The 23,250-nt window shown below is 53.4% G+C and carries 20 protein-coding genes and 1 pseudogene; 4 read left to right on the top strand and 17 right to left on the bottom strand.

From position 1 onward, the window contains the following. Window positions 1-12: 12 nt before the first annotated feature. The 8 genes from OIM59_RS09535 to rlmN form a co-directional block, all read right to left on the bottom strand. A complete protein-coding gene (locus OIM59_RS09535) occupies window positions 13-735 on the bottom strand; it encodes an HAD family hydrolase (protein ID WP_072542133.1) in 723 nt (240 codons plus the stop codon). Next, window positions 728-1,735, bottom strand: coding sequence for a lysylphosphatidylglycerol synthase transmembrane domain-containing protein (locus OIM59_RS09540; protein WP_299168730.1), 1,008 nt, complete (start codon window positions 1,733-1,735; stop codon window positions 728-730). The genes OIM59_RS09535 and OIM59_RS09540 overlap by 8 nt, the downstream gene beginning before the upstream one ends. Continuing rightward, complete coding sequence (locus OIM59_RS09545) at window positions 1,735-2,682, bottom strand: CDP-alcohol phosphatidyltransferase family protein (RefSeq protein ID WP_299168728.1); 948 nt, start codon at window positions 2,680-2,682, stop codon at window positions 1,735-1,737. The genes OIM59_RS09540 and OIM59_RS09545 overlap by 1 nt, the downstream gene beginning before the upstream one ends. Further along, entirely contained in the window at window positions 2,679-3,548 is an 870-nt protein-coding gene (locus OIM59_RS09550; RefSeq protein ID WP_303896403.1) for a hypothetical protein, read from the bottom strand. The genes OIM59_RS09545 and OIM59_RS09550 overlap by 4 nt, the downstream gene beginning before the upstream one ends. A gap of 66 nt (window positions 3,549-3,614) precedes the next feature. Then, a complete protein-coding gene (locus OIM59_RS09555) occupies window positions 3,615-4,322 on the bottom strand; it encodes an NTP transferase domain-containing protein (protein WP_299168724.1) in 708 nt (235 codons plus the stop codon). 1 nt (window position 4,323) lies between these two features. Next, complete coding sequence (gene pdxA, locus OIM59_RS09560; protein ID WP_299168722.1) at window positions 4,324-5,418, bottom strand: 4-hydroxythreonine-4-phosphate dehydrogenase PdxA; 1,095 nt, start codon at window positions 5,416-5,418, stop codon at window positions 4,324-4,326. A 2-nt stretch (window positions 5,419-5,420) separates the two neighbouring features. Next, a complete protein-coding gene (locus tag OIM59_RS09565; RefSeq protein WP_299168720.1) occupies window positions 5,421-6,485 on the bottom strand; it encodes a DUF4837 family protein in 1,065 nt (354 codons plus the stop codon). A gap of 12 nt (window positions 6,486-6,497) precedes the next feature. Next, on the bottom strand, window positions 6,498-7,550 hold the full coding sequence (rlmN, locus tag OIM59_RS09570; RefSeq protein ID WP_072543924.1) for a 23S rRNA (adenine(2503)-C(2))-methyltransferase RlmN: 1,053 nt from the start codon (window positions 7,548-7,550) through the stop codon (window positions 6,498-6,500). Window positions 7,551-7,642: 92 nt separating this feature from the next. Here rlmN and OIM59_RS09575 point away from each other — a divergent pair, with 92 nt between their 5' ends. The 3 genes from OIM59_RS09575 to OIM59_RS09585 are packed head-to-tail and all read left to right on the top strand — an operon-like array spanning window position 7,643 to window position 12,672. After that, window positions 7,643-10,075, top strand: a complete 2,433-nt coding sequence (locus OIM59_RS09575; protein WP_299168718.1) for a DUF4922 domain-containing protein — start codon at window positions 7,643-7,645, stop codon at window positions 10,073-10,075. 5 nt (window positions 10,076-10,080) lie between these two features. Beyond that, window positions 10,081-11,391, top strand: coding sequence for a SpoIID/LytB domain-containing protein (locus tag OIM59_RS09580; RefSeq protein WP_299168716.1), 1,311 nt, complete (start codon window positions 10,081-10,083; stop codon window positions 11,389-11,391). Window positions 11,392-11,403: 12 nt separating this feature from the next. Further along, entirely contained in the window at window positions 11,404-12,672 is a 1,269-nt protein-coding gene (locus OIM59_RS09585) for an MFS transporter (RefSeq protein ID WP_299168714.1), read from the top strand. Between the two features lie 22 nt (window positions 12,673-12,694). Here the strand turns inward: OIM59_RS09585 and OIM59_RS09590 are convergent, their stop codons facing one another. The 6 genes and pseudogenes from OIM59_RS09590 to OIM59_RS09615 form a co-directional block, all read right to left on the bottom strand. Beyond that, the gene (locus OIM59_RS09590) at window positions 12,695-13,591 is read right to left on the bottom strand and encodes a LysR family transcriptional regulator (protein WP_177864214.1); all 897 of its coding nucleotides are present in this window, start codon (window positions 13,589-13,591) and stop codon (window positions 12,695-12,697) included. Between the two features lie 15 nt (window positions 13,592-13,606). After that, window positions 13,607-14,188, bottom strand: a complete 582-nt coding sequence (locus OIM59_RS09595; RefSeq protein ID WP_303896407.1) for a DUF6621 family protein — start codon at window positions 14,186-14,188, stop codon at window positions 13,607-13,609. A 22-nt stretch (window positions 14,189-14,210) separates the two neighbouring features. After that, window positions 14,211-15,776: an ATP-binding protein gene (locus OIM59_RS09600; RefSeq protein WP_299168706.1), complete on the bottom strand. Its 1,566-nt coding sequence runs from the start codon at window positions 15,774-15,776 to the stop codon at window positions 14,211-14,213. Window positions 15,777-15,872: 96 nt separating this feature from the next. Beyond that, entirely contained in the window at window positions 15,873-16,985 is a 1,113-nt protein-coding gene (locus tag OIM59_RS09605) for an AraC family transcriptional regulator (protein ID WP_299168872.1), read from the bottom strand. An 18-nt stretch (window positions 16,986-17,003) separates the two neighbouring features. Then, window positions 17,004-17,231: pseudogene (locus OIM59_RS09610) on the bottom strand (HigA family addiction module antitoxin); the annotation flags it as partial. A 219-nt stretch (window positions 17,232-17,450) separates the two neighbouring features. Beyond that, on the bottom strand, window positions 17,451-18,110 hold the full coding sequence (locus tag OIM59_RS09615; protein ID WP_299168702.1) for a hypothetical protein: 660 nt from the start codon (window positions 18,108-18,110) through the stop codon (window positions 17,451-17,453). Between the two features lie 217 nt (window positions 18,111-18,327). Between OIM59_RS09615 and OIM59_RS09620 the strand changes: the two genes are divergently transcribed. Continuing rightward, window positions 18,328-18,570, top strand: coding sequence for a hypothetical protein (locus tag OIM59_RS09620; RefSeq protein WP_299168700.1), 243 nt, complete (start codon window positions 18,328-18,330; stop codon window positions 18,568-18,570). A gap of 332 nt (window positions 18,571-18,902) precedes the next feature. Here the strand turns inward: OIM59_RS09620 and OIM59_RS09625 are convergent, their stop codons facing one another. The 3 genes from OIM59_RS09625 to OIM59_RS09635 all read right to left on the bottom strand — a co-directional run bounded on the left by OIM59_RS09625 (window position 18,903) and on the right by OIM59_RS09635 (window position 23,229). Next, complete coding sequence (locus OIM59_RS09625) at window positions 18,903-19,721, bottom strand: hypothetical protein (RefSeq protein ID WP_299168698.1); 819 nt, start codon at window positions 19,719-19,721, stop codon at window positions 18,903-18,905. Between the two features lie 195 nt (window positions 19,722-19,916). Then, window positions 19,917-21,608 (bottom strand): fimbrillin family protein, encoded by a 1,692-nt coding sequence (locus OIM59_RS09630; protein WP_299168696.1) that lies wholly within the window; start codon window positions 21,606-21,608, stop codon window positions 19,917-19,919. Window positions 21,609-21,630: 22 nt separating this feature from the next. Further along, window positions 21,631-23,229 (bottom strand): fimbrillin family protein, encoded by a 1,599-nt coding sequence (locus OIM59_RS09635; protein ID WP_299168694.1) that lies wholly within the window; start codon window positions 23,227-23,229, stop codon window positions 21,631-21,633. Window positions 23,230-23,250: the final 21 nt, after the last annotated feature.

Here is a 23,250-nt window from a genome sequence, read left to right on the forward strand (position 1 = left end):
CGTGCCCCTCCTTTATACATACGACAGCAATTCCGGCAAATCGGTAATGATGAGGTCCGGAAGGGTTTCGTCTATCTCTTCATTTCCCCAGCCTTCGCCTTTCAGCCAGGCCACCTTGCAACCCACTTTCTTCGCGGGCACCATGTCCTTCGAGAAGGAATCACCTACCACCAGCACATTCCCGGCGGGCAGGCCCATGGCTTCCACGCCCAGGCGGTAGATGGCCGGGTCGGGTTTGCGTACGCCCACCACCGACGATTCGATGATGTCGGCAAAGAAATCGAACAGGCCGAAGTCTTTCAGGATGGTCTGGATGTTTCCGTAGAAATTGGACACCAGCACCAGCTTATAGCGTTCGGAAAGGGTCTTCACCACGGGACGGGTACGCTCCAGCACGTCCAGCACGTAGCGGTAGCAGCTGTCGGCCACCTTTTCGGCATAACGCTCACGGCTGGCAGTCGCTTCGTCCAGCTTGCCCTGCTCCACCAGGTATTTCACCTGAATGTCGGTCTTGATACGCAACACATCGTGGAAGTCATGCTCCGGCTTCACCAGCGGCACCCGGGCCAGCGTGCGCTCGCCGTGCACGTACGCCTCACGGAAGCTGGCTTTGTCCACCGGCACCTGAAACGCTTCATACTTGCTCCACAACACTTCCGCCCAGTGGCGGCTGTTCGTATCAATCGTACCTCCGTAATCAAAGATTACGCCTTTCACATCTGTCAGTTTATTCATCTTTTGTAGTATTTTGGGTTCCGTTGCCGACTTTCATCAGCAACACTCCGATTACAATCCAAATCAATTCGCGCACACGGGTAATCAGTCCGGTATAGATGCCGAACGCACTCGGGATGGCCAGTCCGCCCACGGCCAGCGCGAATCCCCCCTCACGGGCACCCAGCTGCATGGGCGAGAAGAAGAACAGGTTGGCAAACAGGGAGGTGAAGGCCATAATCAGGATACAGGCCAGGAAACTCACGTGGTCGGTCAGGATGTTCAGGATGAAGAACACCTCGGCACAGCCCACGATGCGGGCCGTGAACTCCAGTCCCAACGACGTGTAGAACGTACTCTTCCGCTGCTTGTGGAGTTCGGCAATCTGTGCATCCACCCGCTCCAGCGATTCTTTCCTCTCGGTCAGGAAACGGTGAGCCCAGCGTTTCACGTAAGGCACATGACCCAACAGCTTGAACGTGCGCACGGCCATTCCGTTGCGGTAGCCTTTCATGAAGAAATAGATGGCCAGCAAGCAGAAGAAGACCACCACCGACAGCACAATGCCCATTCCCCAGTTCATCGGTTCAAAGATGACATACAGCACCGCTGCCGACAACCAGAAGCAGAAATGGGAGAAAATGTGCATCATCACGTAGAGGATGACCGACGAAGTGGCTTTGCTGGCTCCCACGTAAGGGGTCAGCTCCATGATACGGTAGGGCTCCCCTCCCATCAGTCCCACGGGAGTGGCATAGTTCAGGGCAAAGCCGGAAACGGTCAGCTTGTACACCTTCCAGAAAGGTACCTTGGCATGTTTCCCGTCGCGGATAATGACATACCACGACCAGGTGTTCAGGTAGTAGATGAATACCCACAGCAGGATGACTGCCGGAAACCAGATACCGGCTTTCCGCAGGTTCTGCCAGAGTTCCTGGTAGTCCATGTCGAACGTGCAGAGCATGACCACGATGGCAAAGATGCCGAAGAACCAGAATATGTTGCGAAATTTCTCTTTCATTATTTGGCGTATTTATGGTAAAGATATGCACACAAGGCCTCGTGACGACGACGCATATAGACGAACAAGGAAGTCATCACCACAATCTCGAAGATAAAATACAACCAAGGCTCGCCAATCAGCAGACTGATGTAAAGGGCTATCGCACGGGTGTTGAAAGTCAGGATGTTGGTGTACTTCATCAACGGGAGGCTCAGGGCGCGGAACTCGTCACGCAGCGACTGAGGAATATTGTCGCCATAACGTTCCTGCACAAAGGCATAGAAACGCTGGAAATTAGGTGTCATCTGCTCCTGCTTGCGGGTATAATTACCGTAGAAATACAGGAAAGCCTTCCACCAGAAATTGCCTTTCCAAGGCAGACTGTGGAAAATCTCACGCTGTTGCTTGAAATTGTCCAATTCACTGCCAGCCTTTCCTTTTAGGAAAAACAAGTGGATGTTGCGGTAATAGTCGGCCAGCGTACACTGCTTACTGTGGCACACCGTACCGGAGAACAAGGCAATCAGCCAGATATAAATGCTCCAGGTCTGTCCGGAAGCCTCCCCGATATGGAAAGGAAGCGGTTGGTTAGTCAGACGCAGACTGATGGCCACATAAATGGTAAAGAACCAGAGGTCGCCGGCAAATCCGTCGAGCATACGTCCCCAGCGGGTTTTCTTGCCGGTCATGCGTGCCAGCTGTCCGTCGCAACTGTCATAATGGTTGGCCCACATCAGCAGGAAGATACCAATCAGCGTATGGGTCATGTCAGGATAATAGAACATCACCCCTGCTGCCATCCCAAGAATGATGGACAGGATAGTCACCACATTAGGATGTACCCCGAAACGCTGGAAAAACAAGGCCCACACATAACCGATGGGGCGATTGAAATGGATGTCCAGAAACTCTTCTGTATCCATGGACTTGAAAGAAGCCTCTACTCCTTTTTTCTCCGTACTCATTCTTTTTCTAATTTGTGCATGATGCGGTTATAAATACATTTGGCTATTTCCGGTCCGGCTTCCACGCGACAGCGGGCAAAGCTGGGCCAGTCGTTGAAATCGATGATACGGATTTCGCCCGTGGACGATACCACGCAGTCGCCTCCGTAAATAGGAACGTTCAGCACTTCGGCGGCCTTGTTGGCGTAAGCCTGTAACTGCTTCACGTCGAAGGGGAATCCACGGGTCTCGCCATTGATGGCTTCCAGTCCGAACTTACTGTGCGACTGTTCCGTGGGATAGAAACTATAGAAGAAATCGGTTCCCTGCACCCCGTAGAACTTCACCAAATCACCGACCAAATGCTCGTTGACCACGGCCACCGGGATGTTCCGTTTCCGGAAATCGGCCATCACCACCTCCGCCTCTTCCCGGCACTCCACATACACCACGTCTTCTTTCACCATGGCATGCGAGTTGCCCCGCTTGATCCAGCAAGGGAAAATGGAAGGGGTAAACTTCCCGTCGGTGGGAATAATGAAACTCTGTGGATGGGGTACCCCGTTTGCCATAAGCAATTCCGTCATCTGCTGACGGACACAATTATCGATGCCGTACGCTGAATTCACCACCAGCGCTCCCCCGGCTTCCAGTTCTTTCAAGCGTTCAATTGTGGCTCTGTCGCGCGCCATGTCAAAGATAAACGCAGCCTCTATCTTTTGGGCCACAAACTCCTTTTCCGGATACACAGTGACCTCACACCCCATTTTCTCCAATGCTTCTGCCGCCAGCCGGAGGATGGCAGCGTCATTGTCTACATGATTCGGGGAATACTCATTACCGCGGCTCACACCGACTACCCGAATCTTCTCTCCTTGTTTATACATTCTATCTTTTTATTCTAGATTTTTCGCAAAAAATCAGGTTTTATTCTTTTATCTCGTTTGGTATATTTAATCTTGTCCGTTCAAAAAAGCCTCTGCTTTCACAATGTCGCCCGCATGGTCTACATCCAGAATCTTTGAAAAGGGATAAGCCTTGAGCTGCAAGCCGTCGGCCACCAGCTGGCGCTGGAAGTTGCGCATGCGCGACATGCCCTGCGCCATGCATTTCTCCAACGTCACAATCGACTTGGGCGACAAGCAATAGATTCCGCCGGAAATGTAGCGGGTGTCGGACTGCAGACTGTCATAGAACCCGGTGATGCGATTGGACGCATCCGTACCGATGTACAGGGGTTTTTCGTCGTCGATATAATCTGTCACGGCCATCATGCCATCACCGTCGAAAGCCTTGAAGGCCTCGATGAAACGTGCGAACTCTTCTTCCCGGAAAATGGTGTCGACGGTGGTCAGACAGAAACGGTCGTCTTTCAGGTAACGGCTCAGCTCATAAAAGCTGTGCATGGAACTGGGGGTGGTCTTGACCACTACCCGCAAAGGCACTTCGGATGTCTTTTCCAGTTCATGCAGATGTGCCTTCGTAAGGGGCACCTCGTTGTTGATGATGACAACCACTTCTTCCGCCCCGTTCTGTGCGAAGATATGTATCAGGCGGTCGATCATGGCCACTCCGTTCAGTTGCACCAAAGGCTTGGGCAACTGAACTCCTTCCTGTGACAACCGGGACCCCTCCCCGGCTGATATGATTGCAAACTTCATGTTATTCTTCTTCTATGCTATCTAATTTCAGTTTATCACTATCGTCACGTTTTTCATAATACTGCTTGCGCAACGGGCGTGCACTGATTTCTTTCTCCCATGCACGGTTGCGGAACACGTCCATGGCCACATACACGGCCTGACGGAACGAATCTTCCGAAGCCACGCCTTTTCCGGCAATGTCGTAGGCCGTGCCGTGAGCCGGCGAGGTGCGTACGATAGGCAGTCCGGCGGTGAAGTTCACGCCTTCGTCCATGGCCAGTGCCTTGAACGGAGCCAGTCCCTGATCGTGATACATGGCCAGGATACCGTCGAAGTGGGTATAGTTACCGGAACCCATGAAACCGTCGGCCGGATAAGGTCCGAAGCACTGCACACCCTTGGCAATCATTTCCTTCATGGCCGGAATGATAATCTCCTCCTCCTCCGTTCCCAGCAGACCGTGGTCACCGGCATGTGGATTCAAGGAGAAAACGGCGATACGAGGATTGTCGATGCCGAAATCCTTCTTCAGCGACTGGTGGAAGATTTCCATCTTTTCCATAATCAGTTCCTTGGTCAGCATGCCGGGGATGTCGCGCACCGGCACATGCCCCGTGACCAACGCCACGCGGAAGTCACCTTTCAGCAGAATCATGAGAGCCTTCTGCCCGTCGCCCACCCGTTCCTCGATGTATTCTGTGTGTCCGGGAAAATGGAACGTATCCGACTGGATGGTATGCTTGTTGATGGGAGCCGTGACCAGCACATCAAACAAACCGTCCCGATAATCGGCCAGTGCTTTTTCCAGTGCCGTCAATGCCGCCTTTCCCGCTTCGGGAGTCGGTTTGGAAAGCTCCACCTTCAGCTCTTCCTCAATGCAGTTCACCACATTCACCCTTCCGTCCTGGGCATCTTCCGCCGTATTCACGATGCTGAAGTTAGTCGGTATCTCCATGGCCTTGCGATGATAAGCCGCCACCTTGGGCGAACCATAGACGACCGGTGTACACAGTTCCAGCATGGTCGGGTCGGAGAAGGTTTTCAGGATGACCTCATAACCTACCCCGTTTATATCTCCATGAGTGATTCCCACTCTAATTTTACGATTTTCCATATTTATTGCTTATTCTGTTCAGCTTCTTTGTTCACTTTTTCTTCCGAAATGGCATTGTCTACCGGAATCTCCGAAACTTCCTTCTCCGACGGAAGCTGCAAGGTGTAAAGCGCCGCATTCAGTTTACGAATCTGGTCGCGTTTCAGCTTGCCCGGGTTATAGACAAACCCTTCCACCACGATGACGCGAGCATGCTCACGGTCTACACGTACATGCGATACGAACGGACCACCCATGGCATCGTTCTTCATGTCCCACAAACCACGGGCCTCAAACGCATAATCTCCTTTCACAGTAATATTGCGGGTAGTAAGGAAAATGGAATCGGATGTTTCCATATACATGCCTTCCCGCTCACCCGGCAGGTTGACCTTCATCACCGAGTCGCGCTTGTGGATGAAATATTCCTTGGTAAAGGTATCCTTATCGCGGAACGGATAGGAATACATCACGAAATTCAGGTCGTTCAGGTTACTGGAAGCCCAAAGGAAATCCTTTCCTACCTTATACGATTCCAGTTCCACCGGCATCCAGATGTCGCAGTCGAACAGACTCTTCACCTTCGTAGAAATCAGTTCGCTGTGCTTCTTTTCCAACAGTTTGACCTGACGGTTCATCTCAGCACGGGTGAAGAAATCGATAATCACCTGTCCGTTCTTCGACACATAATCGGCAAATTCCTGCTGGTTAGGTGCCTGGATGGTCATAATCATCTGCGGAGAAGAATAGGCATCACGGGTATATTTGAATTTGGGCTGCGTGTAAATGTCCTGAATGTCCACGATAATGATGTTGCGGAACAGACGGACCGACCGGTTAAACGCATCCGGCCGCACACGTGAAATACGGAACGAGCGTTCCGGCTGAGGCAAACCCGGCACATCGGTGTCCAACACGTGGAAGAGCGCACTGTCCGGACTCATCCAACATTTGTCGTCGGCTACTACCATCACTTCGTAGGGGCGTCCGCTGGACACTGGAGTGATGATGCTCTTTCCGCCGTTCCGGCAGGAAGAGAATGACAGCACTGCCAAGGCTATCCCAAGATAAAATGTTACTCGCTTCATAATATTCTGGTATTAAATGGTTTCACTTTCTTTTTCTTTTTTCTCGGCCTGTTGCTGGGCGGTAGAAAGCATGCCGCAAGCGGCAAAAATATCTTCTCCGCGGGAGGCACGGATGGTGGCAAACAAGCCATGCTGAGTCAGATAATCACGGAACGCAATCATCGACTCCATATCGGCCCCTTCCAAATCCACATTCGGGATGGCATGGAAACGAATCAGATTCATCCGACAATCCAGTCCCCGCAACAGCTTGACCAGTTCCTTGGCGTAAATCAGGCTGTCGTTCACTCCCTTGAACACGATATATTCAAAAGACAGGCGGCGCTGCTTGCTGAAATCATATTTACGGAGGATATCCACGATTTCCGTGATGGAGAACGCCTTCTCGGCCGGCATCAGTTCCCGGCGCTGGGCGGGAAACGGCGAATGCAAGCTGATAGCCAGGTGGCAGTCGCTCTCTTCCAGGAAGCGCTCCAACCCTTTCCGCAGACCTACAGACGACACCGTGATACGCTTCGGACTCCATTTGTAGCCATAATCGGCCGTCAGGATTTCCAAGGCACGCAACACCTCATCGAGGTTATCGAACGGCTCTCCCATTCCCATGAACACCACATTGGTCAGGGTGTCCCGCTCGGGCACCGAATAAATCTGGTTCAGAATCTGGGCAGCCGTCAGGCTGGTAGTGTAACCCTGCTTTCCGGTCATACAGAACTTGCAGTTCATCTTACATCCCACTTGCGAAGACACGCAGAGTGTGGCCCGGTCTTCGTCGGGAATATATACGGATTCGATGTAATCACCTTCGGGCGTGCAAAACAAGTACTTCACTGTTCCGTCTACCGAACGCATCGCATGTACCGGTGCACTGGCCCCCACTTCGTAATTCTCCATCAACCGCTCACGGTTCTTCAACGAAAGGTTGGTCATCTCTTCAATCGAACCCACCTTCTTGTCGTACAACCACGAAGCAATCTGTCCGGCCGTAAACTTGGGCATCCCCAAATCCTGCACAATCGCTTTCAATTCGTTCAGTGTTTTCCCCAATAAAGGAGCTTTTGTCATCATAATTCTCTTATATTCTACACATTTAGCGTACAAAGTTAGGGAAAAAATAAGATATATTCCCTATCTTTGTCCGTATAAATGTATTAAATATGAATAATCTAGTGACTTGTTTCCTTCCCTACGAAGGTGATAACCAACAGAATAAGACCATCGAGGGACTGAGCGCCAGTTCCCGGACAGACCAGATATTCCTACTAACCGACCACCCGGAAAACGCAGGTGCCCCTACCGGCAAATGCCGCGTGCTCCCGTTTTTCTCTTTCCAGCAGACCGACGGCATCCGGCAGATGCTCGCTCTGACGCATACGCCCTACCTGCTCATCTACACCAAAACGCAGGCACTTGACATGGGATACATAGCGCTGGAGCGCATGTGCGACTACCTGAGCGCCTCGGAGACCGGCATGGTCTATGCCGACCACTACCAGGTGGCCGATGGGGTGCGACAGCCTCATCCGGTCATCGACTACCAGCCGGGAAGCGTGCGCGATGATTTCGACTTCGGCTCGGTGCTGCTTTTCAAGACAGCGGCCTTGCAGGAAGCCTTTGAATGTATCACCCACCAGCCGGAATACCGCTACTCGGCCCTCTATGCCGTGCGGTTAGCCCTCTCCCAACAGCACGAACTAACCCACATCCGCGAGTTCCTCTACACGGAGATTGAAGAAGATACCCGTAAGTCGGGCGAGAAACAGTTTGACTACGTGGACCCACGCAACCGGAGTGTACAACTGGAACGAGAAACGGCCTTTACCTATTATTTAAAACATATCGGGGCTTTCCTGCCTCCGGTACAACGGGACATCGACCTTACGGAAGGAGAATTTGCCTACGAGGCCTCAGTCATCATCCCCGTACGCAACCGCATCCGCACCATTGCCGATGCCATTGATTCCGTCTTGACCCAAGAAACCGATTTTCCTTTCAACGTGATTGTCATCGACAACCATTCGACCGACGGCACTACGGAGTGCATCGACCGCTATGCCGGCAACGAGAAGGTAATCCACCTCATTCCGGAACGGGACGACCTGGGTATCGGCGGATGCTGGAACCTGGGCGTGCATCATCCGCTCTGCGGACGCTTCGCCGTGCAACTGGACAGTGACGACTTGTACAGCAGTCCGTCTACCCTCCAGACGATTGTCGACAAATTCCGTCGGGAACGCTGCGCCATGGTCATCGGTTCGTACCGCATGACCAATTTCCAGCTGGAGACTTTGCCGCCGGGCGTCATCGACCACAAGGAATGGACCGACACCAACGGTCACAACAATGCCCTCCGCATCAACGGATTGGGTGCACCCCGCGCTTTCTTCACCCCGCTGCTGCGGAAGATACGTGTGCCGAACACCAGCTACGGCGAGGACTATGCCTTGGGACTTGCCTTCTCCCGCGAATACCGCATCGGCCGTATCTATGATGTACTTTATCTGTGCCGCCGATGGGAAGGCAACTCCGACGCGGCCCTGAGCATCGAAAAACAGAATCAGAACAACAGCTATAAGGACAGCCTGCGTACGCTGGAAATACGCAAACGCCAGGCTATGCTCCGCCGTCCGCTTTCCTGGGAAGAAGCCTCTCCGGAGATTTCGGCAGAAGCGTTCATCCACCACCAGCTGGACACCTGGCCGCTGGCCCGCAAGAACCATGAGGCCTTGGCCGACGTGCAGACCCGCACACTCCCGCTAGACGGCAACCACATCACCGTACAGTTCAACCCGGCCCGCGCCGTTTCCACCTGTGCCAAAGTAGACAAGGCTTCCATTGCGGCCCGCCCCTGCTTCCTCTGCCTGAGCCACAAGCCGGAAGAACAACAGAGTCTCCGCATCCTGCTGGACGAAGCCTTCAGCCTGCGGCTGAACCCTTATCCTATCCTTCCGGGACATCTCACGATTTCCACGGAACGGCACCAGTGGCAGACTTTGGCCGACAAGACCGCCCGCCGGTTGCCCGAACGGCTGGTCGACTGGCTGGAAAAACATTTTGCCGAGGGCTACACCGTATTCTATAACGGAGCCAAATGTGGCGCCTCCGCTCCCGACCATTTCCATTTTCAGGCCGTACGCCAGAAAGATGTCCCCCTCATCCGGCAATGGGACAAACTGATGAGCACCGCCGTAGAAAAAGGGTTCGAACCGCTTGCCGACGGAAAATCCTGTATCGCCTACGACATTGAAGGATACATCTGCCCCCTGCGCGCCTTCATCACCCAGGGAGGAATGGGTACCGGCACCCGGCTGATTGACAGCTACCTGCGCAACCTGCCCTTGCCCGAAGGAGAGATGGAGCCCCGCTACAACCTGTTTGCCTGGGACGACCCCCGCTACGGGTTCGTCACGGTCTACATCCCGCGTACCGCCCACCGTCCGCAATGCTACACCACCGAGGGGGATGCCCAGCTGCTCGTCAGTCCCGGTGCCCTCGACATGGCCGGCATTCTGGTGACGGCCCGCGAAGAAGATTTCCAGAAACTGAACGCCGACACCTTGCGGCAAATCTATCACGAAGTAACTCATTAAGCCCCATGAAAGAACCCGAAATAAACGTGGGCATCGTCAATGCCCTTGAAATACATTTCACCCTCAATGCCAAGTTCCTGGCCAAAGGGGAAACCGTCTCCGGCAAACAGCATGTATCCTTCGACGAAGGAGGCATCTTCTGGAACGGCAACGTGTACCGCGAACTGACTTTCACCCCGCTGGAAGACGATGCTTCCTTCTCGCTCGAAGATGTGACCATCGGCATCAACTTCCATTGGGAGCGACAGGAGACACAGACCTTCCTGGGCACCCTGCGACTGGTGGTGGACGAGGGAAAGATTACCGCCATCAACCAGCTTCCGGCCGAGGACTACCTGACCAGTGTCATTTCGTCGGAGATGAGTGCCACCTCTTCCTTGGAGTTTCTGAAAGCCCATGCCGTGATTTCCCGGAGCTGGCTGCTGGCCCAGATTGAGAAACGGAAAGCCCTCAGCAAACAAGGCAGCGGCTTCTTCCCCTTCTTCAAGACTGATACGGAATACATCCGCTGGTACGACCGCGAAGACCATACCATCTTCGACGTCTGTGCCGACGACCATTGCCAGCGCTACCAAGGCATCACCCGCGCATCGAACCAGAGCGTGGTGGAAGCGGTCAAGGAAACCCGCGGCCAGGTGCTCATGTACAAGCACGCCATCTGCGACGCCCGCTTCTCCAAGTGCTGCGGCGGCGTGACCGAAGAATTCAACTACTGCTGGGAGGACAAGAAATATCCCTACCTCAGTGCCGTGCGCGATCTGGACACCGAATCCCCGCTGCCCGACCTGACAAAGGAGGAGGAAGCCGAACGCTGGATCCGCCAACGGCCGGAATCGTTCTGCCACACCACCGACCCGAAAATCCTCTCCCAGATTCTCAACCACTACGACCAGGAGACGCAGGATTTCTACCGCTGGAAGGTGAGGTATACGCAGGAGGAACTGGCCGGACTGATTGCCACCCACACCAAAAATGACTACGGCGAGATTCTCGACCTCATTCCCGTGGAACGTGGAAAGTCGGGCCGCATCAGCCGCCTGAAGATTGTGGGTACTTTGAAGACGATGATTATCGGAAAGGAACTGGAGATACGACGGACCCTCTCCCCCACCCACCTGTTCAGCTCGGCCTTCGTGGTCGACAAGGGACCGGAGGTGAACGGCGTACCGGAATGGTTCGAACTGACCGGCGCCGGATGGGGACACGGCGTGGGACTCTGCCAGATCGGGGCCGCCGTGATGGGCGAGAAAGGCTATGCCTACGACCAGATTCTGCTGCACTACTACCAGGGAGCTGAAATCCGCAAGTTATACTAAATCCCGACGGCCATGCACACACGTTCTCCTTGGTATTGGGTACCTTCACTCTACTTTGCCGAAGGCCTTCCCTACGTAGCAGTCATGATTCTCTCGCTGGTGATGTACAAGCGGATGGGCATCTCGAACACGGAGGTAGCCCTCTACACCAGCTGGCTGAACCTGCCTTGGGTCATCAAGCCCCTGTGGAGCCCGTTTGTCGACCTGCTCCGCACCAAACGGTGGTGGATTGTCACCACCCAGCTGCTGCTGGGAGCGGGACTGGCCGGCATTGCCTTCACCATCCCTACGAGCCATTTCTTCCAGACCACCCTGGCCGTGTTCTGGCTGGTGGCCTTCAGCTCCGCCACCCACGACATCGCCGCCGACGGGTTCTATATGCTGGGACTTACGCCCCACCAGCAAGCCTTCTTCGTGGGCATCCGCAGCACCTTCTACCGCTTTGCCACCATTGCCGGACAAGGGCTGCTCATCATGCTGGCCGGACGGCTGGAAGAAGTGACCGGCCGTACCTCTTATGCCTGGAGCATCACCTTCTTCACGCTGGCAGGCTGTCTGCTGGCCTTATGGCTCTACCATTCTTTCATCTTGCCACGGCCCGACCAGGACCGTCCTTCGGCCACGCACCCGAAAAGCGCCAAAGGTATCCTGACCGACTTCCTACTGACCTTCCGTTCCTTCTTCCAGAAAGAGCAGGCCCTCACTGCCATTCTGTTCATGCTGCTCTACCGCCTGCCGGAAGCCCAGCTGGCCAAGATGGGCATCCCCTTCCTGCTCGACCCTGTGGAACAAGGAGGACTCGGCATGACCACCGCCCAAATCGGATTCGCACAAGGCACCCTCGGCATCGTCGGACTGACCCTGGGCGGCATCTTGGGAGGTATTGCGGTGGCACGCCACGGACTACGCCGCTGGCTCTGGCCCATGGTGTGGGCCATCTCCCTGCCCGACCTGGTCTATGTGTACCTGAGCTACGTCCAGCCCGACAGCCTCGTTCTCATCAACAGCTGCATCTTCGTGGAACAGTTCGGCTACGGATTCGGTTTCACGGCCTACATGCTCTACCTGATTTATTTTGCCAACGGCACGCACAAGACCTCACACTATGCCATCTGCACGGCCTTCATGGCCCTGGGCATGATGCTGCCGGGCATGATTGCCGGATGGATGCAGGAAACCCTGGGCTACCAGCTGTTCTTCATCTGGATTATGGTCTGCACCCTGGCCACCTTCGGCGTGACCGCCCTGCTGAAAATCGATCCGGAATTCGGGAAGAAATAAAAAGAAGCGCCCCGTCCGGCCTTTACTTCCCCGCGAGGAAATGCCGGACAAAGCGCATGAAATGCAATACGGTATCGGCCTCCTGTCCCTGGGCCGATACAAAACAGAAATGCCGCTTGAACTGCAAGCCTTCAATGTCAATCACCTGAAAGTCGCCTTCCTTCAGCTCCCGCCCCAAGGCGCAAACCGACACAATGCCCATGCAATCGCTGCACCGCAGGAATGACTTGATGCCCTCCGTACTGCCCAGATGCATCCGCACGTTCAGTGACGAAAGTTTCAACCCCTGCTCGGCCAACACCATCTCAATGGCATCCAGCGTGCCCGAGCCCCGTTCACGGAGCACCAGCGGCACGCGGGTAAACTCGTCCAATGTCAGTTCCTCCTTCCCGGCCCAGCGTCCGCGCGGACACACCACCGGCACCAGCTCGTCGCACAGGAAAGGTTCATAGCGCAGGTTGGGCAGGCGGAACACGCCTTCCACCATCCCCACATCGATAGTATGCTCCTGCAACGCCTTCTCCACGTTGCGCGAGTTGGTATCCATGAGCGACACACTCATCTGAGGATAACGTTCCGTATAAGCAGCCAGTACAGGCGGCAGCACATACTGCGAGATGGTCGTACTCGCTCCCAGCCGCAGTTCCCCCGCATACTCGTTGTTCAGCTGATGCATGTCGTACTCCAGCTTGCGGTAGTCGGCCAGGATACGTTCGCAATGCTCCATGAGCAGCTTCCCCGCCTCCGTGAGCGAGATGGAGTTCCCCTTGCGGTCGAACAGACGCACCCCGTAGAGACTTTCCAGCTCGCGCACATGCTTGGTCACGGCCGGCTGGCTCACGAACAATTCCTGCGAAGCCTTGGTAAAGCTGAGGTTGCGGGCCACACTGTAGAATGCTTTCAAACGGAAATCAGACATAGGCTACTCCACGGATTAAAGTTCCTCTGCCCGGATGCCCAGCGACTGAAGCACAGCGAACCCGAGCATCTCAAAACGGTAACTGCACTCGTGTGCCGGAGGGTTCATGCCGAACACCGTCACACTCTCCTTGTCTTTCATCTTCTCCGCCAGTTCCGCCACCACAGAACCATATTCTCCCTCATCGGGCACCAGCATCACCCGGCGCACGTCTTTCGACTCCGTGAGCAACTGCAACGATTCACCGAACAAGTCTTCCCGCCGGGCCATTCCGGAAGTCTGGAAGGCATACAGCGAGAACTCGCCCAGCCGGCTCTGGAAAGCCATGCCGTGAATCTCCTTCTCCAAGTCGAAAGGTGCACAGAAACGCATCCGGTCATGTGCCGCATCGTACACAAAAATCACCTGTATCTCGTGCTGCCCCGGTTCCAGTCCGGCATCCAGCGCCAGACATTCCAGCAACACCGCCAAATCGGCTTTAGGCAGTTCCCGCCCCACCAAGGGCGCAAAATGAGCCGCCATATCCCCGCCCACGCGGTCCAAGAAAGCAGCATCTATCAAAATTACATCAGAAGCAAAAGGTATTTTCTTTTCCATAAATTAGTTAATGTGTTTCCGTTTATAGTTGTTTCCAGTCGCCGATAGTGCCCGTTTCGGAAGAGAACACGGCCCCTATCCTGTACAGTTTGCGGCTGTCCGCCTCATATTCGCGGGCATAGCCTTTTTCCTCTATCTGACGCAAGGCCTCATCGGCCGTCCCGTCCAGCTTGAACTCGAAGATATAGACATACTGCGGCGTCTCCACCACACAATCCACACGGCCCTGACTCTGTACCTTCTCCGTGTAGACCGTATAGACGCTTATCAACCGCATAATCAGGTAGAACGTATAATGGAAATAACGCTCCCGCTCCCGTTCGTTCTCCTTGCGGCGCATCGTATAAGGTATGCTTGCCAGGAAAGATGTCAGCCCCGTGCGGAAGTTGTCCAATTCCCCTTTCCGCAGGAAGATGGTCGCCTCCCGCACCCAAGGATAAATCTTATCCCCGTTATCGAAGTATTTGGAAGCCACCATCGACAGAAAACCTTCCTTCACCTCCTTGTTGGGATAATCCAACAGGAACAGGTCAAAATCCCGGTCAAAGTTCTTGATGGTGAGATAACCGCTCTGGTAAATCATCGGAAGCGGCTGTTCCACGTCTGCCTTGTAGTCGATAAACTCCTTCGGCGCATAATATCGGCCCGTAATTTCGTCCATGTTTTCGTTCGTGTGCGAAAGCAGGCGAATCAGGTAAGTAGGCGTACCACTCTTGAACCAGTAGTCGGAAATACGCTGGGTAGAAAAGGCATTCAGCAAACTGAACGGATTATAAATATCGGTCATCCGGTCACTGAAATGATAGCCGTCGTACTGCGCTTTCAGCCGGTTACGCATTTCCTCATACGTACATCCGTACACCTGTGCCATTTGCTCCATCGGCTCCCGGAAAGTGTTCTCCAGTTCCTCCTGCGTGATGCCGCAAAGCGTCTCATACTTGCCGTGCATGCTGATGTCGAAAGGCTGGTTGAAACCGCTGAACACGCTCACCTGTGAGAATTTCGTCACGCCCGTCAGGAACACGAACTGAAGATGCTCGTCGGCTCCCTTGAACACGGAATAAAACGCTTTCAGGATGTTGCGGTGCTCTTCTTCCAGATTCTTATCCACATCCAGCACGTCCAATATCGGCTTGTCGTATTCATCCACCAGCACTACCGCACGACGCCCCGTCTGTTCGTGGGCCTCACGGAGCACCTTGATAAAACGGAATCCCACATCCAGCCTGTCACTTTCAGAGGGCAGTCCGTAGCAAGCCTCCCACTCGGACACATAACTATTCAAACGTTCTTCCAGCACTCCCTTCTGCATGAAGTTGGAGCCATTGAAATCCAAATGGAATACCGGATACACCTTCCAGTCCTTCTCCAGACGGTCTATCTTCAAGCCCTTGAACAGTTCCTTCCGCCCCAAAAAATAGTTCTTCAACGTGGAAACCAGCAGGCTCTTTCCGAAACGCCGCGGACGGCTCAGAAAGTAAATCGAACCTTCCCGGGCAAGCGAATAAACCATATCCGTCTTATCTACGTACACATAACCGTCTTCTATGATGCGGTCAAAACTCTGTATTCCAATTGGGTATTTCATACATGCACAATTAAAAGCCTTTAGACAAAGGTACGAAAAATATCCGAGAGGCCACATTCCTCTCCCATTATTTAAAATTCACAGGCACCGTTTGCCTCAGAGATGTTTTTTCCGCCACCGGGCCGGCGAACAATCCTCCCGTTCCTTGAACAGGCGTATGAAATGACTGGCCGACTGGAAGCCCGACTTTTCTGCAATACCCGCCACCGTCAACTCCGGATGCTGAATCAACATGCGCTTGGCGTATTCCATCCGCAACCCGGCAATCCACTCGCGGAACGACACGCGGTAAGTTGTCTTGATGTAAGCCGACAGATAAGTACGGTTGGTTTTCAGCAAGTCCGACAACTCCTTGAGCGTCAGTCCCGGCGTGAGATAACCCTCCTCTTTGATCCACACAGACAACTTTCCCTCGATGCCCGCGTAACAGGCCGGAAGTTCCACTCCCCCTTCCACGATGGCTTCCGGAGTTTCCTCCTCCGAAGGCATTTCCTGCTCGAAAGCCTGCTCCACCTGCTCGTAGAACAGCAGATAGTTCATGTAGGCACAATAAAGATAGATATAAAAAGGAACAGACGAGAGAATCCAAAGATAAATATACTCATCCGGGAGGAAGGTCAACAACCCACACCCCACTCCGAAGATTACGGCCCAATAGGTAAACACCGACAACCACCGGATATAAGCGCCGATGTCGTCCGAATGGGTATCATCGAACAGACGTACCGCCCGCCGGTAGGCCAGAATGAGACGCCGTGCCAACACGAATCCATACGCCACCAGCCACACCCCCATGAGCAGCAATCCCACCTTCTGCACCCGTCCCTCCGGCAAGGCCAGCAGCACCACGCCCGACAAGGCCGTGAACAGCAGCCACTGGCACACGTGCACCCTGAAACGGCGGCGCGTGATATAGAAGCGGTCAAGCAGCGTGGTCAGTGCGGAACTGAAAAGCCAATAGCACAGGAAATAGGTGGACAAGTTCATCAAGATGGCCGCATGGACATTCCGGAAGCGGATTTCAAAAAAGAAATGCACGGCATAGTTGGCAGCCAGCAGCAACAGGGCCCCTCCCATGATCCGCCGCGAACGGAGGTAGTTGACAAATATGGCCTTCTCCGGCGTAGAAGCAAACAGAAAATAAAATCCAAAAAACAGCATCAGCGGCAAGGCGATGCAAAGCGAATAACTGTATATAGGGTGCGTCATCATTTTTCAATACATTTCCTCACGTTGCATCCGCATCAGCAACGAAGCACTTATACCCAATGCCGCTTCAAACAGCATTGCAGTCTGTGCGGTCAACGGACGGCGGCAGTTGAGAATGTCGTTCAACACCTTATATGAGATTCCCATCCCTTCTGCCAGTTTACGCTGCGAAAGTTTGCGCTCTTCCACCTCTTCCTTCAGCAGTTCGCCCGGATGTATGGGGCGTTGACAGATGTATTTTTCCATAATTACTTTTATTTATAATGAATCGACAATTCCAGTATATTGCAGACAGTCACCACCGTTTCCGATGCGACCTGTTCCACCGTGAACTCTATACGAGAAACAAAGATAATTAATTATCCACAAAAATCCACTATAAAAGTGGAAAGTTTGTTCCTATACGCAAGAAGCCCTCGGCAGAGTAAAATCCGTCGATACAACTTAAAAAGTCCATTTTAAAAACTACCACCCCATGTTTTTTCTAATTTCGGCACATACCGTATCAAATCTGTCAATAAGCTGCAACCATCCTGGTACATCCCTGTTCATCCATCCCATTACTACTATCATTTCACGGTGAATCTCCTCCACCCGATTCAGATTCCAGCAGATAGATTCATTATGGAAAACCCTGTTACGGAATGTCCGAAATGTATTCAGCGGAGCAGACACATTCTTTCGTTGCCGGTCTTTCTTGGGCATGAACGGAAATGCCCTGCGCAAATCTTTCCACAGCAAACGTTCATACTCGCTATTCAACAAGGATACCCAAAATCCAAGCGTAAGTTCAGCAATTACTTTCGAGGGAGTAATTGGTTCATGTCTACCGGCTATCTGTTTATTAGCTTGTGTAACATAATGGTTTAGTCTTGACAATCCTGGAGTGTTTGCGAAGACGGCATACCAGTCTTCTCGCCCCGTCATTGTTTCCAATTCACGGCTTAAGGCATTGCGAAGAGTAACCTCCAATACTGACAAACTCGTGTAAAACGCCTCTGCCAGTTCCAGATTACACTTATAATGCAAGATAGCACGTTTCTCATTATCAGAATAAAGCTTGAAATATCTTTCCATCCGCTTCGTGGAAAAAACTTTTTCAAAGAATGCTTTGTTATATTCCATATCTTTTGTACTTTTGTGTCGCAGTCCCGGGCGTTCCTCTCCCAGCTTTCAGTTACTGGTGATGAATCCGGGTTTTTTTATGCTTGTACGTAAAGATACAATTATTTCTTTTCCTCTCAATTTTTTTGGTTTAGCATTTTTGAGTTAATTGCTTTTTCTTCTATTCTGAATGGTCTTTTATGGCCGTCATAAAAATGTAACTGACAATTGAAACGGTATGGTAGAGGAATTTGACCTGCTTGAAGAGATAGAAGTGCAGTTCTGCGATGAGGAATGCACGGAGTCGGTATGGCACGGAGTGAAATGCAGCGAAAGTCTGTTCTGCCGGGAGAAACCGAAGTCGGAACTGACAGTAGTCATCAAAGAGGAAGGGATGATGTACTTACGACCGGGGAGAGCTTCAGGCAACTATCGGTTATCAGCGTGTTTCTGGAAAAGGCAGTGTGTAATAAACAATTAAGTTTATTTCTATAAAAAACAATAACCCTGAAGTTTACTCTTACGAGCAGGGACAGCAGGGTCTTACGCTTGCAAATATAGGCAATTATTTATATTTTGCAAAAACTTTACTTTTGGCTTTTGGACTTATCTGTTCACTAAGAGAAATTATCGTGTGGGTGGCAAGACATTGCTCAAAATATTTCCTAAAGGCACACGGTCTAAAACAGTCAGATATTTACAGAGAACTGACAGCCATACGTGAATTTAGGAACCGTATTGCCCATCATGAACCTATATGTTTTAATGCTGCCCGTACTATAGATACTACGTATGCAAGAAGCCATTATAACCTTATACGTACTTATATCGGGTATATGGGTTTTGACCCGGATTCTGTCTTGAGAGCGGTTGAAAAGCACGAAGTTCCCCGTAACCGTGTATGTCAGCCAGTTCCATTTCTTGCTGTTGCAGGTCTGCCCGTATTCTTGCATCCATTTTCTTAATTATTCCCTGCAATTGGAAATTAAGTTTTCTATTTCTTACCGAAAGGCTGTCGGTGTATTGGCTCAACCTCTCGCTTTGTTCTTTCTGGCGGGCTATCATACCGCTGTTCAGCGTATTGAGCATGGTGGTCGTTGCGGTCGGTTTCGCTTCTTCCTTTTTCCCGAACAGTCCTAAGAAGCCTGTCCGTTTCCTTTTTTTCGGTTCTTCTTGTGAACTTTTCAATGCAATGGCTGGCACTTGTCTTGCTATCTTTTCCTTTATCTCTTCTTGTTCGTAGAGTACCAGCATGATTCTATTCAGCAATTTTTCCTTTTCAGCCAGCAGCTGGCATATGCTGTCTATACGCTCGCTGCGGCAGGTTCTGGACTTGAAGCGGCTGAGCAGGCTGTCCACTTCCAGTCGCTTCTCATGGTACGCCGTCATGTCTTCCTCATTCCAGTCCAGCACGGTCTCACCAATCATGGATAAATCCACTACCTTCATATATACCTCGTGTACATCCTTGCGGAGACTTCTTATTTTGTAGGTAGTAGCTTCCAATTCCTGTTGTCTGTTCTGTTCATTGAGCCAAATATAGACGATGCCGAAAATGACGAATAGTATCAGCACATATCCTGCCGCTATCTTGGTGCGTAGGTGTCTGGTTGCTATTGTTTTCTGTTTCATGCGGTATACCTCATTTTTTATATTATTCTTTTCTCCTTATTAAAGTGCAGCCCACTGACCTTGCGGTAGCGGGCTGCGGTGTCTGTATGATGTTACCGGGCACAATACTCCCGCCCGGAATGGGAGTTCCTTTCTTTATTGGGGTTATACTTCGGTTATATTCCGTTTCAAGCGGAACTTTTCCCGCCCGACGGTTCACTGTTTCTTCAAGGCAGGCAGGCTGTTGCCGTCTTTGAGTTCGTACTGCCAGCCTTTACCGCTCAGGGCGGCGTTCATGGCGGCGACGGCCGTCTGCCAGGTGACGTTCGTGCCGTCCACCTTCGTGGCTCCGCCGTTATCATTGTCGGGGAGACCGCTCCAGTAGCAGGCGGTCACGGTGGCATCGTTTACTCCCACCGCGCCGCCTACATGGATGGTGCCGCTTCCGCTACCGGTCACGCTGCCCGCGGCATAGCAGGCAATGAGAGTGCTGCTGTTGGTGTTGCTTCCCACCACACCGCCGGCAAAGTTGCCGCCTAAGTTGATACTTTCAAGGGTCACGTCGCCCGTGGCATAGCAGCCTGTCAGGGTGGCAGAATACGTGCCACCTGCCACGCCACCGACTATATTCCCGGCATTCACTGTGGCAGAGGAGCTGCACCCGGTAAGGAAACCGCCCGATTGGTAGCCTACTATACCACCTACAGCGCTGTTCTTGCCGCTACCGCTGACGCTGCCCGACACCGAGCAGTTTTCAATCTTGCCGCCATAGCTCCGTCCCGCCACGCCGCCGACAGCGCTCATTTCGTTATTGCTTTCTATCTTCACGTCCTTCAGCGTCACGTCCTTCACCTTGCCGCCGGAGCCGATGAAGCCGAATAGGCCCGCATATTGGTCACTCGTCGTAACGGTCAGCCCCGTGATGGTATGGTTGCCTCCGTCGAAGGTGCCGGTGTAAGGTTGGCTTTCAGTGCCTATCGGCGTCCACTCCATGTCTATGAGATTGATGTTTTCAGTCAAAGTAATGTTGATACCGAGATTGCCGTTGTTGGCTATGTCTGCCACAGCCTTCAATCCCTCGGCGGAGGTGACGTTGTAGGTCCTGCCGTCCTCCGACACGGTGTAGCCCGGGTCTTTTGCCGCAGCGAGGGAGACGGTGTAGGTATATTCCTCGCCTGCCTGCCAGTCGGTATCGTTCTTCATCTTATAGACGAAGACCTTGCCGTTGGTGAAGGCGCAGGTGATGAAGGTCGTGCCCGTTGCCACACTTTGTGGGGCTACGAGGGCGGTGTAGGTGTCGTTACCCTTGTCATACGGGATGATTTGGGCGGGGTTGCCGTTCTCGGTGGAGAGGCCTGTCAACTTGACGGACGCCATCCCCTCGGTGTAGTCCGTCAGGATGACGGTGACCCGTGCCGTGCGGTGGGTGAAGCGGAGTGTGGGGTTGCCGTAGCTCACCGTCTGTTCCTCGGCTACGATGAGGTCGCTGCCCTCGAAGTCTTTCTGGGCACTTTGGTCGGCAGCTACCTTCACGGCAGGCGGGGTTGTTTCGCCAGCGGTGTAGGGCCACCACGCCGTGACGGTGATGTTATCGTGGTTGGTCCAGTAGTGCGGGTCATCGGAGGTCAGCGTGGCGCTGGTGTTGTCGGAGGTGGAGGGCGTCACATTGTATGCCTTCACCGTGCCGTCCATCAGGACTGCCACGCTCTGCACGCCCTCCCAGTTCCCGTCCACGGGGGCACGGGTGCCGGCAGTGGCTGTTGCAGCAGGGTTCAGCCCCGTGACGGTGAAGACGATGGGTGTGCCTTCCGCTCCTTCCGGCAGGAAGCCCGCTTCGTCCTGCGTGCAGGCGGCAATGCCGAGCAGCAGGGCAAGGACTGCGGATATATGGATGGTTGTTCGTTTCATGATGCGTGTTGTTTAGGGGTTGTTATTGTTTCTTTTGCAGTACGGGAAGGCCGTCGGTGCCGAGTGCCCACTGGTAGTCGTTGCCGGTGAGGGCGGGGTTCATGCCATCCACGGCTGTCTGCCATTTCACGGTCACGCCGTCCACCTTCGTAACATCTACCGTTCCTCCTTGATTAGTTGCTCCTTGTCCGGCATTTCCGCCATAGAAGCAGACGGTGATGGTGCTATAGTTGAGAGCAGCGATTCCGCCATTACCAAGGCCTGACGTTAAATTTCCATCGAACCAACAGCCAATAATGCTACCGGAGTTGGAAGACGCAATGCCGCCGACATATCCTCCTGTTGCAGAAATATCTCCCGTTACGGAGCAGGCGGTAATGGTGCCGTAGTTGGACATCGCTATGCCACCGGCCACACCGTTTTGCCGCACATCGTAGTCCACATCCACCAGTTGCAGGTTCTTCACATCGCCGTTGCCGCCGATACCGCCGAACAACGCAGCACTCTCACCCTGCGGATTGTCCGTAGTGATGGCCAGCCCCGTGATGCGGTGTCCCTGTCCGTCGAAGGTGCCTTGGTAACCGGATTCAGAAGTGGTGCCTTTACCTATCGGTGTCCACTTCTTGCCCGTCAGGTCGATGTCGGCAGTCAGGGTGCAGTCGATGCTGAGATCACTCTTTGCGGCTTCCGCCCACGCCAGCAGGCCGTCTGCGTTATAGACCATGTAGGTCTTGGTGGTGTTGTCGTAGTTGTAGCCCAAATCCTCGGCTGCGCCGCTCTCGCCGCCGCCGTCGTCCCATTTGCCGATTTCACAGCCTGCCAGCGTCAGGCCGGTGGCGTTCACCTTGACGGTGTAGGTATAGCGGTTGCCTGCCTCCAGCACGACGTCGTTCTGCGGGCGGAAGTAGAAGTTGCCGCCGCCAAGTTCCACGCGGATGAACGGCTTGCCTGCCGTAACGGTCTGCGGGGCGGTCAGTGCCTCGTAGCTGTTGCCGCTTGCGTGGTAGGTCTTGATGTCGGTCGGGTTTTCGTTATCGGCGGACAGGCTCACGAGGCTCACCGTGGCACCGTCCACATTCGTGAATCCCGTACCGGGTTTCAGTTCGATGGCCACGCGTGCCGTGCGGTGGGTAAAGGTGAGTTTCGGGTCGTTAAATTCCACCGTCCGGTCGATGGTGGAGATAAAGTCGCTGCCTTGGTATGCGGCCAGCGTGCTCTGGTCTTCGGCCACCTTCACGGCAGGCATCCGTGTGATGTCTGTATCGTCGAGGGGCCACCATGCCGATACGGTAATCGGATCGCGGCTGGTCCAGTAGTGCGGGTCGTTCTCGCATGAGAGCGTGGCTTTCGTATTGTCAGCGGAGTTAGGCGTTACGGTGTATTCCTTTACCGCGTCGCCCATCTTGAGTGCCACGGTCTGTACGCCCTGCCAGTCGCCGTCCACGGTGGCACGGGTGGAGGCAGGGGTTGCCACGGCTTGCAGGCCGGTGGCGTTGATTACCAATGGATACTCGCCTTCGGGCAACGTGCCGCTGCCGAGGTCATCCTGCGTGCAGGCAGTCGCTGCAAAAAGCAGGACGGTTGCTGCGGACAGTATATGCAATGGAAGTCTAATGTTCATATTCTTAGTTCTTTAGGAATG

Origin of the sequence: Bacteroides mediterraneensis (assembly GCF_025993685.1) — a bacterium.
Lineage (GTDB): Bacteria > Bacteroidota > Bacteroidia > Bacteroidales > Bacteroidaceae > Phocaeicola > Phocaeicola mediterraneensis_A.

Excerpts from the sequence above, each read along its gene's own strand:
- OIM59_RS09535 (WP_072542133.1), bottom strand. The coding sequence starts at position 735 with ATGAATAAACTGACAGATGTGAAAGGCGTAATCTTTGATTACGGAGGT.
- OIM59_RS09540 (WP_299168730.1), bottom strand. The coding sequence starts at position 1,735 with ATGAAAGAGAAATTTCGCAACATATTCTGGTTCTTCGGCATCTTTGCC.
- OIM59_RS09545 (WP_299168728.1), bottom strand. The coding sequence starts at position 2,682 with ATGAGTACGGAGAAAAAAGGAGTAGAGGCTTCTTTCAAGTCCATGGAT.
- OIM59_RS09550 (WP_303896403.1), bottom strand. The coding sequence starts at position 3,548 with ATGTATAAACAAGGAGAGAAGATTCGGGTAGTCGGTGTGAGCCGCGGT.
- OIM59_RS09555 (WP_299168724.1), bottom strand. The coding sequence starts at position 4,322 with ATGAAGTTTGCAATCATATCAGCCGGGGAGGGGTCCCGGTTGTCACAG.
- pdxA (WP_299168722.1), bottom strand. The coding sequence starts at position 5,418 with ATGGAAAATCGTAAAATTAGAGTGGGAATCACTCATGGAGATATAAAC.
- OIM59_RS09565 (WP_299168720.1), bottom strand. The coding sequence starts at position 6,485 with ATGAAGCGAGTAACATTTTATCTTGGGATAGCCTTGGCAGTGCTGTCA.
- rlmN (WP_072543924.1), bottom strand. The coding sequence starts at position 7,550 with ATGACAAAAGCTCCTTTATTGGGGAAAACACTGAACGAATTGAAAGCG.
- OIM59_RS09575 (WP_299168718.1), top strand. The coding sequence starts at position 7,643 with ATGAATAATCTAGTGACTTGTTTCCTTCCCTACGAAGGTGATAACCAA.
- OIM59_RS09580 (WP_299168716.1), top strand. The coding sequence starts at position 10,081 with ATGAAAGAACCCGAAATAAACGTGGGCATCGTCAATGCCCTTGAAATA.
- OIM59_RS09585 (WP_299168714.1), top strand. The coding sequence starts at position 11,404 with ATGCACACACGTTCTCCTTGGTATTGGGTACCTTCACTCTACTTTGCC.
- OIM59_RS09590 (WP_177864214.1), bottom strand. The coding sequence starts at position 13,591 with ATGTCTGATTTCCGTTTGAAAGCATTCTACAGTGTGGCCCGCAACCTC.
- OIM59_RS09595 (WP_303896407.1), bottom strand. The coding sequence starts at position 14,188 with ATGGAAAAGAAAATACCTTTTGCTTCTGATGTAATTTTGATAGATGCT.
- OIM59_RS09600 (WP_299168706.1), bottom strand. The coding sequence starts at position 15,776 with ATGAAATACCCAATTGGAATACAGAGTTTTGACCGCATCATAGAAGAC.
- OIM59_RS09605 (WP_299168872.1), bottom strand. The coding sequence starts at position 16,985 with ATGACGCACCCTATATACAGTTATTCGCTTTGCATCGCCTTGCCGCTG.
- OIM59_RS09615 (WP_299168702.1), bottom strand. The coding sequence starts at position 18,110 with ATGGAATATAACAAAGCATTCTTTGAAAAAGTTTTTTCCACGAAGCGG.
- OIM59_RS09620 (WP_299168700.1), top strand. The coding sequence starts at position 18,328 with ATGGTAGAGGAATTTGACCTGCTTGAAGAGATAGAAGTGCAGTTCTGC.
- OIM59_RS09625 (WP_299168698.1), bottom strand. The coding sequence starts at position 19,721 with ATGAAACAGAAAACAATAGCAACCAGACACCTACGCACCAAGATAGCG.
- OIM59_RS09630 (WP_299168696.1), bottom strand. The coding sequence starts at position 21,608 with ATGAAACGAACAACCATCCATATATCCGCAGTCCTTGCCCTGCTGCTC.
- OIM59_RS09635 (WP_299168694.1), bottom strand. The coding sequence starts at position 23,229 with ATGAACATTAGACTTCCATTGCATATACTGTCCGCAGCAACCGTCCTG.